This window comes from Bacillus sp. FSL E2-8887 (assembly GCF_038007205.1).
In the GTDB taxonomy this organism is placed as follows: Bacteria; Bacillota; Bacilli; order Bacillales; family Bacillaceae_G; genus Bacillus_A; species Bacillus_A mycoides.
The window spans coordinates 1,332,356-1,346,891 of record NZ_JBBOWS010000001.1 but is presented as its reverse complement, the minus strand read 5'-3'; the positions used below and the strand labels follow the sequence as shown (position 1 = coordinate 1,346,891).

At 34.7% G+C, this 14,536-nt stretch carries 20 protein-coding genes and 1 riboswitch; of the genes, 7 read left to right on the top strand and 13 right to left on the bottom strand.

Going from position 1 to position 14,536, the window contains the following annotated elements:
• Window positions 1-9 precede the first annotated feature (9 nt).
• Window positions 10-1,173, top strand: a complete 1,164-nt coding sequence (locus NSQ08_RS06735; RefSeq protein ID WP_340772770.1) for a cation:proton antiporter — start codon at window positions 10-12, stop codon at window positions 1,171-1,173.
• 63 nt (window positions 1,174-1,236) lie between these two features.
• On the opposite strand, the gene NSQ08_RS06730 is transcribed toward NSQ08_RS06735, so the two are convergent.
• The 8 genes from NSQ08_RS06730 to NSQ08_RS06695 form a co-directional block, all read right to left on the bottom strand.
• Window positions 1,237-1,515 carry a DUF3986 family protein gene (locus NSQ08_RS06730; RefSeq protein ID WP_002030895.1) on the bottom strand — a complete coding sequence of 93 codons (279 nt, stop codon included), beginning with the start codon at window positions 1,513-1,515 and terminating at the stop codon, window positions 1,237-1,239.
• Between the two features lie 80 nt (window positions 1,516-1,595).
• Complete coding sequence (locus tag NSQ08_RS06725) at window positions 1,596-2,945, bottom strand: aspartate aminotransferase family protein (protein WP_002126530.1); 1,350 nt, start codon at window positions 2,943-2,945, stop codon at window positions 1,596-1,598.
• Window positions 2,946-3,135: 190 nt separating this feature from the next.
• Entirely contained in the window at window positions 3,136-4,686 is a 1,551-nt protein-coding gene (locus NSQ08_RS06720; RefSeq protein ID WP_002011892.1) for a solute symporter family protein, read from the bottom strand.
• Window positions 4,687-4,688: 2 nt separating this feature from the next.
• Window positions 4,689-5,030 carry a DUF485 domain-containing protein gene (locus tag NSQ08_RS06715; RefSeq protein WP_002011894.1) on the bottom strand — a complete coding sequence of 114 codons (342 nt, stop codon included), beginning with the start codon at window positions 5,028-5,030 and terminating at the stop codon, window positions 4,689-4,691.
• Window positions 5,031-5,264: 234 nt separating this feature from the next.
• Entirely contained in the window at window positions 5,265-5,894 is a 630-nt protein-coding gene (locus tag NSQ08_RS06710; RefSeq protein WP_340772765.1) for a sterol desaturase family protein, read from the bottom strand.
• Window positions 5,895-5,976: 82 nt separating this feature from the next.
• Window positions 5,977-6,270: a cytoplasmic protein gene (locus tag NSQ08_RS06705; protein ID WP_340772763.1), complete on the bottom strand. Its 294-nt coding sequence runs from the start codon at window positions 6,268-6,270 to the stop codon at window positions 5,977-5,979.
• Between the two features lie 19 nt (window positions 6,271-6,289).
• On the bottom strand, window positions 6,290-6,922 hold the full coding sequence (locus tag NSQ08_RS06700) for a LysE family transporter (protein WP_002030886.1): 633 nt from the start codon (window positions 6,920-6,922) through the stop codon (window positions 6,290-6,292).
• A gap of 139 nt (window positions 6,923-7,061) precedes the next feature.
• Window positions 7,062-7,790: a YqcI/YcgG family protein gene (locus tag NSQ08_RS06695; protein WP_002141079.1), complete on the bottom strand. Its 729-nt coding sequence runs from the start codon at window positions 7,788-7,790 to the stop codon at window positions 7,062-7,064.
• A 259-nt stretch (window positions 7,791-8,049) separates the two neighbouring features.
• On the opposite strand from NSQ08_RS06695, the gene cspB reads away from it, so the two are divergent.
• Together cspB and NSQ08_RS06685 are read left to right on the top strand one after the other, a co-directional pair.
• Complete coding sequence (gene cspB, locus NSQ08_RS06690; protein ID WP_002011904.1) at window positions 8,050-8,247, top strand: cold shock-like protein CspB; 198 nt, start codon at window positions 8,050-8,052, stop codon at window positions 8,245-8,247.
• 119 nt (window positions 8,248-8,366) lie between these two features.
• Window positions 8,367-8,615, top strand: coding sequence for a DUF2564 family protein (locus NSQ08_RS06685; protein WP_002011905.1), 249 nt, complete (start codon window positions 8,367-8,369; stop codon window positions 8,613-8,615).
• Between the two features lie 33 nt (window positions 8,616-8,648).
• Here NSQ08_RS06685 and NSQ08_RS06680 read toward each other — a convergent pair whose 3' ends face one another.
• The 3 genes from NSQ08_RS06680 to NSQ08_RS06670 form a co-directional block, all read right to left on the bottom strand.
• A complete protein-coding gene (locus NSQ08_RS06680; protein ID WP_002011906.1) occupies window positions 8,649-8,825 on the bottom strand; it encodes a zinc-finger domain-containing protein in 177 nt (58 codons plus the stop codon).
• A 12-nt stretch (window positions 8,826-8,837) separates the two neighbouring features.
• The gene (locus NSQ08_RS06675) at window positions 8,838-9,497 is read right to left on the bottom strand and encodes a ribonuclease H family protein (RefSeq protein ID WP_012260647.1); all 660 of its coding nucleotides are present in this window, start codon (window positions 9,495-9,497) and stop codon (window positions 8,838-8,840) included.
• A 124-nt stretch (window positions 9,498-9,621) separates the two neighbouring features.
• Entirely contained in the window at window positions 9,622-10,110 is a 489-nt protein-coding gene (locus NSQ08_RS06670; protein ID WP_002011909.1) for a QueT transporter family protein, read from the bottom strand.
• Window positions 10,111-10,116: 6 nt separating this feature from the next.
• Window positions 10,117-10,161: riboswitch (PreQ1 riboswitch) on the bottom strand.
• A gap of 132 nt (window positions 10,162-10,293) precedes the next feature.
• Between NSQ08_RS06670 and NSQ08_RS06665 the strand changes: the two genes are divergently transcribed.
• The 3 genes from NSQ08_RS06665 to NSQ08_RS06655 all read left to right on the top strand — a co-directional run bounded on the left by NSQ08_RS06665 (window position 10,294) and on the right by NSQ08_RS06655 (window position 12,542).
• Entirely contained in the window at window positions 10,294-11,166 is an 873-nt protein-coding gene (locus NSQ08_RS06665; protein WP_002141077.1) for an aldose 1-epimerase family protein, read from the top strand.
• A gap of 70 nt (window positions 11,167-11,236) precedes the next feature.
• Window positions 11,237-11,623, top strand: a complete 387-nt coding sequence (locus NSQ08_RS06660) for a reverse transcriptase-like protein (RefSeq protein ID WP_000573873.1) — start codon at window positions 11,237-11,239, stop codon at window positions 11,621-11,623.
• A 13-nt stretch (window positions 11,624-11,636) separates the two neighbouring features.
• A complete protein-coding gene (locus NSQ08_RS06655; RefSeq protein WP_340772752.1) occupies window positions 11,637-12,542 on the top strand; it encodes a DMT family transporter in 906 nt (301 codons plus the stop codon).
• Between the two features lie 2 nt (window positions 12,543-12,544).
• On the opposite strand, the gene NSQ08_RS06650 is transcribed toward NSQ08_RS06655, so the two are convergent.
• On the bottom strand, window positions 12,545-12,805 hold the full coding sequence (locus tag NSQ08_RS06650) for a DUF6123 family protein (RefSeq protein ID WP_001195213.1): 261 nt from the start codon (window positions 12,803-12,805) through the stop codon (window positions 12,545-12,547).
• A gap of 182 nt (window positions 12,806-12,987) precedes the next feature.
• On the opposite strand from NSQ08_RS06650, the gene NSQ08_RS06645 reads away from it, so the two are divergent.
• Window positions 12,988-13,548 carry a cysteine hydrolase family protein gene (locus NSQ08_RS06645; protein ID WP_137076495.1) on the top strand — a complete coding sequence of 187 codons (561 nt, stop codon included), beginning with the start codon at window positions 12,988-12,990 and terminating at the stop codon, window positions 13,546-13,548.
• A 34-nt stretch (window positions 13,549-13,582) separates the two neighbouring features.
• Here NSQ08_RS06645 and NSQ08_RS06640 read toward each other — a convergent pair whose 3' ends face one another.
• A complete protein-coding gene (locus tag NSQ08_RS06640; protein ID WP_002126512.1) occupies window positions 13,583-14,443 on the bottom strand; it encodes a GNAT family N-acetyltransferase in 861 nt (286 codons plus the stop codon).
• Between the last annotated feature and the right edge of the window lie 93 nt (window positions 14,444-14,536).

Sequence of the window (14,536 nt, the reverse complement as noted above, 5' to 3'; positions counted from 1 at the left end):
GAGGATCAAATGGAATTCGAATTTTTCTTTCAGATTGCACTTATTTTATTAAGTACAAAGCTCGCTGGTGACCTTAGTGTTAGATTAGGTCAACCTTCTGTACTCGGTAAATTAATTGTTGGTATCGTTATCGGTCCAGCTTTATTAGGTTGGATTGAAAATTCAGAGCTTCTAACACAATTAAGTAATGTCGGAGTTATTCTTTTAATGTTTATGGCTGGACTTGAAACAGACTTAGAAGAATTAAACGCAAATCGTAATTCTTCTTTAGCTGTTGCACTTGGAGGTATCGTTCTTCCATTCGTAGGTGGTTACATTGCCGGTCTTGTTGTCGGTATGGAACAAGGGAATGCTGTCTTTTTAGGATTACTTCTATGTGCAACAAGTGTTAGTATTTCCGTTCAAACACTTCGTGATTTAGGTAAAATGAAAACACGTGAAAGTACGACGATGCTTGGAGCCGCTGTATTTGATGACATTCTTGTTGTTATTTTATTAGCATTTGCAATGAGCTTCTTAGGTACAGATGATGTAAATTTAACAATGGTTATCTTGAAGAAAGTAGTATTCTTTGCTTCTATTATTTTAATCGGATGGAAAGGTGTTCCAGCGATTATGCGTTGGTTATCACCACTACGCGTATCTGAGTCTATCGTTAGTGCAGCACTTATTATCTGTTTCTCATTCGCATATTTCGGCGAACGATTAGGAATTGCTGGTATTATCGGTGCTTTTGCAGCTGGTATCGCTATTTCTCAAACGAATTACAAACATGAAGTAGAAAAGAAAGTAGAACCAATCGCTTACGCTATGTTCGTGCCAATATTCTTCGTAAGTATCGGTATGAATATTACATTTGATGGTATTGGTGATCAAATTTGGTTCATTTTAGCATTAACAGTAATCGCTGTATTCACAAAACTAATCGGTTGTGGATTCGGTGCACGAATGACTGGATTTGATGCAAAGTCTTCTGCAATTATCGGCGCAGGTATGGTTTCTCGTGGTGAGGTTGCTCTTATTCTCGCAGGTACAGGACTTTCTTCTGGCCTATTAGCACAAGATTACTTTACAGCTATCGTTATTGTCGTTATTTTAACTACAATGGTTACACCACCAATGTTAAAATACACTTTTGGTGCAAAAGATAAAGCAATGAAAGCAAGTAAATAAGTTTCATATAATAAAAGGAGATTGCTATCTTATAAGATAGCAATCTCCTTTTTCATTTTATCTTTAAACAATTCCATTCATTTTTAACCAGTTTTCAAACATAGTTCGCGCTTCTTCATCATCGATATCATTACTAAATGAATACACCTTAATGCCATAATCATCTATATATTCACCTAGCTTCATTTCCTCCACTTTTTTGTAAAAATCATCTACCTCATAGTGTGGAATATAGGCATCCCAAATTGGTTCATTTATTCTTTTATACGCTGTCACTTCTAAATCATATCCATCTTCATAATATCCGATGTGATAATGTTTACTAGGGTCATATTTCTCCATTAATATCCCTTCCTTTAAAAAGCTATCCTATTTCACGTAATAAACAAAAGCGAGCTGTATATTACAGCTCGCTCAATTAATTAAATACGCTCCATCGCCGTCTTCAACGTACCAACAACGAAAGCAATTTCTTCACTTGATATAACGAGCGGCGGTGCCAATGTTAAGACATTATTATATCCTGCTGTTGTCATACCGTTACGCCCAATAATGAGCCCTTTTTCTTTACAAGCATTTACAACACTTGCAATTTTGTCATTATCAATTGGTTCTTTCGTCGCTTTATCATTTACTAGTTCGATTCCAACTAATAACCCTTTCCCTCTAATATTTCCAACAAGCGGATGTGCCCCAATTTCTTCTTTTAATTGATTTAATAAAAGCGAACCCATTTGTGCAGAGCGCTCAATTAAATTTTCATTTTCCATAATCTCTAAGTTTTTAAGCGCTAATGCACAAGCCGCTGGATTTCCACCAAATGTATTAATATGGCGGAAGAATTCATATTCTCCTGTTCCTTTAAATGCCTCATAAATTTCTTTTTTTACAGCTGTTGCTGATAATGGTAAATATGCGCTCGTAATACCTTTTGCCATCGTAACGATATCAGGCTTAACGTCATAGTTCATAAACCCAAATGCTTTTCCTGTACGCCCGAAACCACAAATAACTTCATCACTTATAAGTAGTGCTCCGTGTTTTTGACATGTTTCGTGAATTGCTTTCATATAGTCTTGTGGTGGCATTAAAATACCTCCGCCTGTAATAATTGGCTCCATAATAAATGCTGCTATCGTTTCACTTAATTCCCATGTCATAACACGATCTACTTCTTTTACGCATTCTACATCATAAATATTTTGTGATTCCATTTCTGGCATGCGGTAACAATCTGGAGGCGTTACATGTAAAAACCCTGAAGCAAATGGCTCATATTGGTATCTACGTTGTGCTTGGCCAGTTGCCGCCATCGTTGCCATTGTGTTTCCGTGATAACCACGATAACGTGACATAAATTTGTAACGATGCGGTTCACCTTTTTGAGCATAATATTGTCTTGCTATTTTAAAAGCGGTTTCATTCGCTTCTGATCCACTATTAGAGAAGAAAATAACATACTCTCCACCAAGCCACTCGTTTAACTTTTCAGCGAGCTTAATTGCTGGTTCATGTGATTGTGACATCGGAAAATATGATAATGTTTGCAATTGCTTATAAGCTGCCTCTGCAAGCTCTTTTCTTCCATATCCGCTATTTACACACCAAAGACCACTCATACCATCTAAGTATCTTTTTCCTTGTATATCTTCAACCCAGCACCCTTCTGCTTTTGCCCCTACCATTGTACTACTTGGACTAAAGGGACGCATTCCGTGCCACACATATTGCTCATCTTTTGCTAATAATTCATCGGTTTGTTTTGTCTTCATCATTTCTTCCACCTTCCATAACAACTTATTTTTCACAAAGCTGCGCTGGTGCCATGATGAGTTAAATTTCTCCCTGCCTATTTTCATTCCACAAATACAAGACAAATCCTACCAAAATTAAAGTAATATTTATAAGAAAATGTCAAAAGAAAGAGGAGCTTTTCTTATATTTCGAAAAGCTCCTCTTTTTTTAATGCGAAGATGCATCACTAATACCATGACCAGTATTAGATTTCACAAGAATTTCATCAAATTTCGCTGCATCTTCTTTCTTACTAGAGAAAACAGTTCCTAAATATGCTGCAAGAAACCCGAGCGGGATCGAAATAATTCCAGGTGTCGTATATGGGAATATCGCTTCTCCAACAAAAATAGCTTTTCCAGCTACTGGGTTCCAAACATTTGGACTTAACGCTACAAGAACAATCGCTGATACAAGACCAACAATCATACCAGAAATTGCTCCTGTTGTATTAAAACGCTTCCAATAGATTGTAAATAATATAACCGGTAAATTTGCACTCGCTGCAACCGCAAATGCTAGTGATACTAAAAATGCTACGTTTAATGTCTGAGCAAATAAAGCAAGTATAATAGATACTATCGCTACTCCAATAGACGCATAACGAGCCATTGACACTTGCTCTTTTTCCGTTGATTTTCCTTTACGGATAATCTCATTATAAAAATCATGCGCGAATGCTGATGCTGCTGTTAACACCAGTCCTGCTACTACAGCTAAAATAGTTGCAAAAGCAATTGCTGATACGAAAGCAAATAAGAAATCTCCGCCTAATGCTTTTGCTAATAAAGGTGCTGCCATATTACCAGCAGGGTTTGCTTTAATAATCGCCTCATTTCCTACAAACGCTGCTGCCCCAAACCCTAAGAAAATTGTCATAATATAAAACGCGCCAATTAACCACGTCGCATATACAACAGATTGACGTGCAGTTTTTGCGTCACGTACTGTAAAAAAGCGGACAAGAATATGTGGTAATCCCGCTGTACCAAGGACTAGTCCTAAATTTAAAGAAAGTGTATCAAGACCATCCTTATACTTTACTCCTGGATTTAAAAACGAATCTTTTAATGGAGTAGCTGTTTTCATGTGAGCGAACATTTCAGTCACACTGAAATTAAATTTGGAGAAAACGATAACAGAAATAATAAATGTCCCTGCCATAAGTAGTACAGCCTTTACAATTTGAACCCAGCTCGTAGCTGTCATTCCTCCAAAAATAACATACACAGTCATAAGTGTACCTACGATTAATACAGATGTTGTATATTCAATACCTAATAATAGTTTAATAAGTGCACCCGCACCAACTAATTGTGCAATCATATAAAAAATTGAAATCGTCATCGTATTAAGCGCTGCTATACCACGAACTTTTTTCGCATCAAAACGTGCCGCAATCATATCCGCTAACGTGTACTTCCCTAAATTTCTAAGCGGTTCTGCGACAAGATATAGAACAACTAAATAAGCAACTAAAAAGCCGATACTATAAAAGAACCCATCAAACCCAGTTAATGCTATCGCTCCGGCTATACCAAGAAATGACGCAGCAGACATGTAATCCCCAGCAATAGCCAGACCATTTTGCCAGCCAGTTAATCCCCCTCCAGCCGTATAAAATTCACTCGCATTTTTCGTTTTTTTTGATGCAAAATAGGTTATGACGAGCGTACCAAGGACAATAATTAAAAATAGTGCAAACGCAGTAGTATTCAAATTCAGCCCCTCCCTTTTTGCATATCTTGCAGAATTTTTTGCGAAATTTCATCAAAGGATTCGGCTTTCTTGCTGTAAATCATACATAATGACCATGTCATAATAAATTGCGCAAAAGCAAATACCCATGCCCATGTCACATCACCAAACGCCGGTGTATTAAGCACCTTTGAATACGATGTTAAAATAGGTAGTGCTATAAAAAAACTTAAAAAGAAAATACTCATCGGAATGATAAACTTCTTTTTCGTATTTAATAACAATTGAAACTCTTCAGACTGAACAACTTCTGTATAATTCACCTCATTTTTTAACTTACGTGCTGACGTATCATCTCGTTTCATTCTCTGGTCCCCTCTCTTAACTTAAAATACAATTCACCTTGCATACGTAAAGACTAAATTTTATAAATATTCAGAAACTTATTTTCATTTTAGACAATCCGTACATTCCTGCAAAGATTTTTCGATAGACATTTTTCGTCATTTTCTCCTAAATTTTCAATATACTTTTTTAACATAAAATTTGATTGATTCGATTAAACTTTTATTCCCATTAATAGAATAAAAAAGTAGTGCTTATCGCACTACTTCCGTCTTTGTCTCCTTTTCTAAATTACGAGCTGTTTCACTTAATTCAACGTCTTTTCCATCTTTAAGTGTTCCAAATATAAAATCGAATACTGGATTTGAAACTCCGAACCAAAACTTTTCATTTTTATAATGGTGTAATATGTGCTGTTTTTTTAACCATCTTCCAAACTTAGTGAAGGGACGAATCGGTTTATGTGCAATATAATGTTTCCATTCATAAACGAGGAGCATGATAATCATTCCGATTCCGAATGAAAGTGTAACAGTAACACTTTTTGTAATACCATACGTTATAAGTAAATATATAGTAAAGCTAGGTATACTAAACCATACAGGCAAAAATAAAAGTTTTAAATCATCTGGATATACGTGATGATCATAATGTAATCTTCTTAACATTTTTAATAAAAATGCGTTTTTAGGCGGCTTTAAATGGAATAAAAAACGGTGTGTCATATATTCGTTAAACGTATAAAAAACAATCCCAAACATACACGCTAACATACCAACCCATGTGAAAAATTGCATTTTTAAAATAATAATAAAAATTAATAGAACACTATACATAATAACAATATCATGTTGTAAAAAAAACTCTTTCACCACTCTCTTCATCTTACTTCCCCCTTTTCCACAAAAACAGCCGCAACATATCGTTACGACCATTTTTTTCTATTTTATTCTTATTCTATTCACTTTACAAATTTGCCCGCTGTTCTATTGTCGAGAAAAAAGTGTTCGGACCAAATATATTTTGCTTTGGGATAATGTGTTCTACTGCAAACACTGTTACTTCTCCTCTTTGTACTTCTCCAATAATGAGACCAAATACTTCATGATTTACCGCAAACGTTGGTTGTTTCGTTTGCAGTAACCTTGCTGCATTTTTAAATACCGCTTCATATAGTGGATTCCTATCAGTAATTTCTTTTCGGATTTTTGGTGCTAAAGTGATGATAATTTCTTTTCCGTCAATAGTGGTTCGATACATAAAAATCTCCCCTTCAATCTTATATGAACAACTGTAAAGCTTTGTATGCAAAATGGATAGAATATCCTACTAAAATAATACCTGCTCCGGCTGTAATATAACCAAGTGCTTTTTTCTTTAATAAAGTTCTTCCAAAATGTACAGAAAAAGCAATATTTAAATTCCACAAAATAATACCAACAATAATACAAAGACTGTACAAAAAAGCTTCTTGTTTCGTTACCTTTGTAAGCAACGAGCTAAGTGTACTTCCATATATACCAAACCAAAAAACGAGATTTAATGGATTGGATATCGCAATTAGAAATCCTGCCATAAAAGATTGTTTAAGTCCACCTATCTCTTCTTGTTTATATTCCATATTAGAGTGAGAAATTCCTTGTTTTACACTTTGAAACCCTAAATAAAACAACAAGAAAAAACCAGCGCAATACATAAAAGCTTGTACATATGTATACATAAACACAGAAGATAAACCAAAATAAATAAGCAGCATAAACAAAATATCAGCAGTCATTCCTCCGATTCCAACAATCCACGCATGCCAAAATCCACGTTCAATTCCTCGTTTTAACATTTCAATATTAATCGGACCTACAGGCGCAGCTAATGAAATACCTAATACTATTTGTTGTATAATTGCTCCAAACATCGCTCTATCCTTTCTACTTCTTTTACTATTAAGTAATGATGCAAATAAAGAAAATAGACTAGCTTTCATAAAAATTATTCACTAATACAATACCCTTTTTTATCCAAAATATGCAAAAGAGCCATCCAATTGATGGCTCTTATTTCTCTACTCTATGATGAAAAGGACATTTACCTTTAATCGGCTCAATATCATCCCCTATGAAATATTGTTTCCATTCACGATGATTAGGATCGCCGTAGTGACTAATGTTAGGATGCTTCGGCAACTGATCCCACTTTTCAACTCGTTCACGGACCATTTGTCTTGAATACGACCCTTTAGGACGATCTCCTTCTAATCCATCGAAAATAGTTCGTGGCTGAAATCCAATAACGAGAGAATTTCCTAAATGCCTAGTCTTTCGCTGTTTATAAGCTGGCGCATTCCCAAATGCAAATATTGGTTCACCACCAAATGAAAATTCCCATAAATGATGGTCTGGATTTTTCGGGATTTGCTTTGGCCATAATTGATTATCTTGTTCATGCAAATATTGTAGTACTTTCCAAAAATAATCTCGATAATATTCGATTGATTTTTCTTCACATTCCGGTTCCACAAAAAGAAAAAATCCTCTTCTTACAATCGGCCGCTCTTTCATTAGCTCCAAAAAAGTTAACATTGTATTGGGCAAATGACTCCAATCATTATGAGAGAGAAATGAATAACGAAGTTCATTCTTCTTCAAAGCTGTTAAACCGAAATAACACGGGAAGGTTGGTTCTAACACGACACTCGAAAAATCATGAAATTCTTTTGCAACCCAATTCGGTATGTCGACTCTATTTTTCATCCCTTCATTATCTAATAAATAAGACTTATCCATTCTTTCACCTCATTATGTACAGCATTCACTTAAGAATATTACATACTCGGCTTGTCCTATACCTTTTTAAAAATTCGAGAAAAATTAATTCAAAATACAAAATTTTAAAAACGCTTACTTGACTAAATTCTACCAATTCATGTATATTTAAATTAATCATTTAGCAGAATATTCGATAATATAGCATTTTTTATTTTTATTATTTTTTAATGAATTTCACTAAATGAAAAAAGGAATCGTTTTTAGGAGGAATTGTGACATGCAAGGAAAAGTAAAATGGTTTAACAATGAAAAAGGTTTTGGATTTATCGAAATGGAAGGCTCTGAAGATGTATTCGTACATTTCTCTGCTATTCAAAGCGACGGCTACAAAGCTTTAGAGGAAGGTCAAGAAGTATCTTTCGACATTACTGAAGGAAACCGTGGACCTCAAGCTGCTAACGTAGCAAAACTTTAATCCCACATATGACAGGAGGTTACCTTACTTGGTAACCTCCTTTGTTATTCCTTTGTATATTTCCGTTTTCCAGAGCAAAAACTATGTGAAATGCGCAAAATACAAAGGAGGCAATAACAATGGGGTCACATGTAAATGATTTTGAAGAGGTAAAATTCCGTGTAGAAACTGCACAAAAAATGGTAGGTTCTGCAACAATTTCAATGGATCCAGACACATTAGAGCATGCCACTACTGCAGTAGAATCGGCTCGTTCTCAGCTTGAAATCATGAAATCCGTTGCAACGGATTTAGATGAGCCATTTCTAATGAATGAAGAAAAAAAATTAAGTAAATGCGAGCATCAATTACATGAAGCGAAGCACTAAAAAACATCCAGAGAAAATTCTCTGGATGTTTTTTTATGACAATTGCTCCCCATACTTTTTCAACTTCTCTCCAACCGTACATTGCCGTATACAAAAAGAATGGGCATAGTATTTACTATGATTTTTCCGATTATGTTCCTGCAGGAAACACCCTCCGCAATACGTTTCTAATAAGTCATTTACCTCTGTAATGAGTTGCTTCTTCTTCACGTGTGCACCTCTCTATTCGGTTATTTCTTTATGACTATCAATTGTCGTCCCTTCTAATGCTTGCGCTGCTAATTGATGTGCCTCTTTATTTTGTTTTCTAGATATCGGTTCACAAATAAGCTTTAATTTCATTTGCTTCGCTTTTTGTTCAATTTGATCTAAGTAATGATTTAAATGTTCATCATAGCAAGGCCATTCACCAGCTAATTGCTGCAGTACAACTTGAGAATCTCCACGAAGTGTAACTGCTTCATATTTAATTCCTAATTCCCCGAGTGTATTCATCCCGTATAATAATGCTGCATACTCCGCTTCGTTATTATCATATATGCCTTCTATGTATGCATTGCGACGAATTCGATAATTTGTATTTCCTTTTTTATAGTATACACATATACCAACCCCAGCTTCTTTCGTCTGTACATCATAACCGCCATCAAAATAAACTTGAATTTCTTGCGGATCTTCCTCCACTTGCTTACTCAGTTTTTTCATTTCTTTTAATGACCATTCCGCGTCCATTTCATCGAAAAATAAAAGTTCTTTCACCCTACCTGTTTTCTCAAAATCCTCCGCAAATTGAAGTACTTCTTCTATGTTCATATAATCTGTTGTTAATTCAGTCTGTAAACCACGCTTCGTTTTATACAACCAATGTATTTTATATTTCATACTAGATTCCCCTTTTATAAGACTTCTTATATTTATTTTATTATATTTTATCAAGAGTCACAGTATTATATACAATTTAATCACATACAAAAAGAGCCATCCTAAGTAAGGACAGCTCTTTCATCTATTGCATAAATCTTTCAAATTGCACTCGCTTATTAATCCAGTACATTACAGGCATACCAATTGCCATTACAACAAATTCACCAACTGCACAAGTTAGCCATGTCAATAAAAATGGCAGATCAAACGCAAGATGAAGTTCAATTGCAATCATAAACATTGTGACTGTAAAAATAACTGTATTAAAAATCATACGAGCCCAAACACCTTTAATGAAGCGCATAGAAATAATAGTTGCAAGTAATGCAAGAATGGATTGCCCTACTCCAAATACTAAATCATAAGCGATCATAGGTGAGAAAAAGAGATTCGTTAAAAATACACCTAATACAATCCCGTAAATTGCTTTCTTATTGAATACAACAAGATGATTAAACATCTCTGAAATACGAAACTGTACACTGGTAAAGCCAAATGGCTGAATAAGCATAGAAACAGCAATATATAATGCCGCTAAAATACCATTACCGACTAATGTCCTTATATTCATGACAAAATCTCCTTAGTTTTTTTACGTGGGATGGTTTCGAACCACGTTATTCGTTTTTTAAGCAACAAGAATATATTCTACGCAATAGACACTCTCTCGTCAATAGATTCCTATCATTAACTACCTTTTTTCTTTTAGAAAACGTATAATAAAACATATGAAAGTTTTAGGAGGTTTCACTTCATGACAGCAACAATTCAAAATGAAAAAGTGATCGTTTCCATTTCTGACAAAGGTGCAGAATTACAAAGCGTTCGCTTAAAAGAAGATAACACTGAATACTTATGGCAAGGCGATTCTACTTATTGGGGGCGCCGCGCACCAATTTTATTCCCAATTGTCGGCCGATTAGTAGATAATACATACTACGTAGATGGTAAACCGTATTCTTTAACACAACACGGCTTTGCTCGTGATCTTACATTCTCTGTACAAGAACAAAGTGAAACGAAAATCACTTATATTGTAACTAGTAATGAAGAAACATTAAAAAAATACCCATACGAATTCGAATTACTCGTTTCTTATGAGCTAGACGGACAAATCGTTCATGTAACATATGAAGTAAATAATCCTGCTTCAAAAGAGATGTTCTTCTCAATCGGAGCACATCCTGGTTTCAACTTCCCCTTATTAGAGGGCGAATCATTTACTGATTATCATTTAGCATTTAATGGTTCTGAACGCTTAGAAACAAGCGTATTAGAAGGACCTTATCTTTCAAGTAAAAAACAATTAATTGCTGAAAATACGAATGAATTACCACTTACATACGATTTATTCAAAAATGATGCGCTTATTTTTGAAAATATGAATACGGATGAAATCTCTATTCGTTCTCATAAACATAATAAATTTGTAAAAGTAGAATTTGACGGATTCCCATTTGTCGGCGTATGGACACCAGGCGAAAACGCACCTTTCTTATGTATTGAACCTTGGTACGGTATTGCTGATGAAGTAAATCCGGCAAAAGATTTCAAGGAAAAAAAAGGAATTCAATCTTTACAAGCGAATGAAACATTTACATGTCGTTATAGTATTACAATCGGCTAAAGTACTCTATCCCCTACTTCAAAGAAACATATAAGTAGGGGATCATCTTATAATTTGGAGGTTTCTCATTTTGATTGAAGTATATATTGATGGTGCATCAAAAGGAAATCCTGGTCCTTCTGGTGCTGGAGTGTTTATTAAAGGGGTGCAACCAGCTGTACAGTTATCATTGCCCCTTGGGACAATGTCCAATCATGAAGCAGAATACCACGCTTTACTTGCGGCATTAAAATATTGCACGGAGCATAATTATAACATTGTCTCTTTTCGTACCGATTCGCAGCTTGTCGAGCGAGCTGTCGAAAAAGAATACGCAAAAAATAAAATGTTTGCACCACTATTAGAGGAAGCATTGCAGTACATAAAAAGTTTCGATCTCTTTTTTATTAAGTGGATTCCAAGTAGTCAAAATAAAGTTGCTGATGAATTGGCTAGGAAAGCTATCTTACAAAATTAACGGGGGTATGAGTGTGAAAAAGGATTGGATTGCTCCTCTTGCTTTATTATTTGTCTCTTTTATTTGGGGAGCTACGTTTGTTGTCGTCCAAAATGCTATGTCTTTCGTTGGTCCATTTACTTTTAATGGGATTCGCTTTTTATTCGCTGGAATTATTTTATTATTCGTTCAAATGATTTTCTCAAAAAAAGCTTCAAAACAAGATATAAAACAGAGTAGTCTCGCTGGATTGATTGTTGGATTCTTTTTATGTGTTGGCTATGTATTACAAACATTCGGCTTACTTTATACAACTTCTTCAAAAGCTGGTTTCTTAACAGGGCTTAGTATCGTTATGGTACCAATTTTGGCTTTTATCTTTTTAAAACAAAAAGCTACCATTTTCATCGTACTTGGCATTGCTGTAGCAACAGCAGGTTTATACTTATTAACGGCTGGTGATTCTTTTCAATTAAACATTGGAGATATACTCGTTCTCGGTTGTGCAGTTGCTTTTGCTGCCCATATTCTTGTTAACGGTTTCTTTTCTAAGAAAATATCACCTTTATTACTAAGCACCTCTCAAGTATTAGCTGTCGGTATATTTTCTTCTATTTGCGCTTTTTTGTTTGAAGATTGGGAAAAATTATTTTCAGTTTCACTATGGACGAATCAATCCTTTTTATTCGCTCTATTTCTAACTTCCCTATTTGCGACATCCATTGCTTTTTTCATTCAAACATCGGCACAAAAACATACTTCTCCAACAAGAGTAGCAATTATTTTCGCAATGGAGCCCGTTTTTGCTGCATTAACAGGCGTTCTAGTTGCAAATGAACAGCTTTCTATTTCTGCTATTATTGGATGTCTATGTATTTTCCTAGGTATGGTTTTTGTTGAATTACCTTCCAAAACAAAAAAAGAAGCGCAGGCTGCGTGAAGTTATGCTTGTAACTTCCGCATAAAAGCCTTAGCGCTTTTTTTATCTGTAATTTCTTCTTCTTTCAATCGTTCTAATAACGCAACAAAATAACTGCCATCAAACTGTAATTGATGTTTAATCGTCGCTTCTATTGCTACGTTCACAATCCCATCAGATGCACCAGTATATCCTTGTCCGAACATAATAAATCCTTGTGCTTCCTCTGATAATTTAAATCCTTTCGTATGTAAGAATGAAAGATAATCTTCTACTGTTTGCATGATATTCCCACCTACTCAAAAATTCTCCACTTCCTATCATACATGTTTTTATACTCTATGAGAATGAAATTTATTTGACAACTTTGTAAATCTATCGTCTACTTCTTAGAAAAAAAAGGAGTTCCTTACAATATAAAAGAATATGTAAAGTGGAATTTATTTTATATTAAAGGGGATATCGAATGAAACAAGCACTATTAATTATCGATGCTCAGCAAGAATTAATGGATGGAAATGAACAAGAAAATGAAGTTTTTCGTAAAACCGAGCTATTATCTACACTAAATACAGCCGTACAGAAAGCAATAGATGCAAATGCCCTTACTGTTTTCGTAAGAGATATCGATGTTGCTTCTGGTAGCGGAGAAGGATTTGAAGTACATAATCAAATTAAAGTACCTCAGTCTGCAATCCTTATTAATAAAGCAGCAACAAACTCATTCTATGGCACTTCTTTACTTGAACTTTTAAAAGAAGAAAAAATTAATCATATTGTTATAGGTGGATGTAAAACAGAACATTGCATTGACACCGCAGTTAGAACAGCTACTGTACAAGGATTTGACGTTACATTAATTAAAAATGGTCATTCCACAACTGATTCTGACGTATTGTCTGCAGAGCAAATTATTGGTCATCATAATAAAACTCTACACGGTCATTATAATGTTGATCATTTTTCTATGGTGAGAGATGTCGAGGAAGACCTCTTTCAGCCAACTCACGACCAATATCGTGATTAACGAAAAAGAATCCTTTTCACAAAAGGATTCTTTTTTATCCAAAAATTTGCGCTGCAATACTGTATAGTTCTCCATTTCTTTTCAAAAATTGATCACTATTTTTTATCATAATTGGTGGGGTATTAACCTTTTGAAAACCAGTAATCTCTAATTCTTTCATGAAACCTTTCTTTCCTTCTGGTACATCAATTCTTAATTTACCATGATGCTCTCTTGCTAAATAATGTACCATTCTCATTGCCATCGCATCATTTTTAGCAACGACCGGTCCTATTATTTTATTTTCTGGCGTTTGTATACTTAAACCGTAACCTAATACATTTTGTTGTGCATCCTTTGTAACAATACATTGTTCACTTTGAATAATTCGATACTTTAAAAACTCTTCTCTATTTGTTCCAAATGCATCTTTATCTATTTGTATTATTTCTTCTAAATCACGTTCTTCATAATTCACAATATACTCTTCATTTCCTACACAATGGTAGTTCGCATTGTACGAGTTACATATGTATTTAGAAACATAACTAACAGCCCTGAATCCTAGTTTTTCATATAAAATTTTTCCCTCATCCGTGGCAATAAGCATAATGGGGGTTTGAGTTAATACGCTTTTAACACATAAATCCGTTATTATCTTTCCAATCCCTCTTCCTTTATAATCTGGATGTACAATTACCATTCCAATTGAGGCTAATGTCTCCCCGTATAGTATAATTGCTGCGCTAGCAATAAGCTCTTCTCTCTCATTTACTACACCATATACTATACCCGTATTCAAAATCATCTCAATTTCCTCTCTGTTGTAATCCCAGCCAATATGAGAAGATAATGCTACAATATCCTCTATTTTCCCTTTCCTAAGACGCTCCACCCTAATCTCCACTTCAATCATTCCCCATCTCCTTCTTTAGACGTTTGAACCATTCTGCATGAATCAACTTGTACATGTTTCCCTTTATCACTCACACACATATCCTATTTTGAC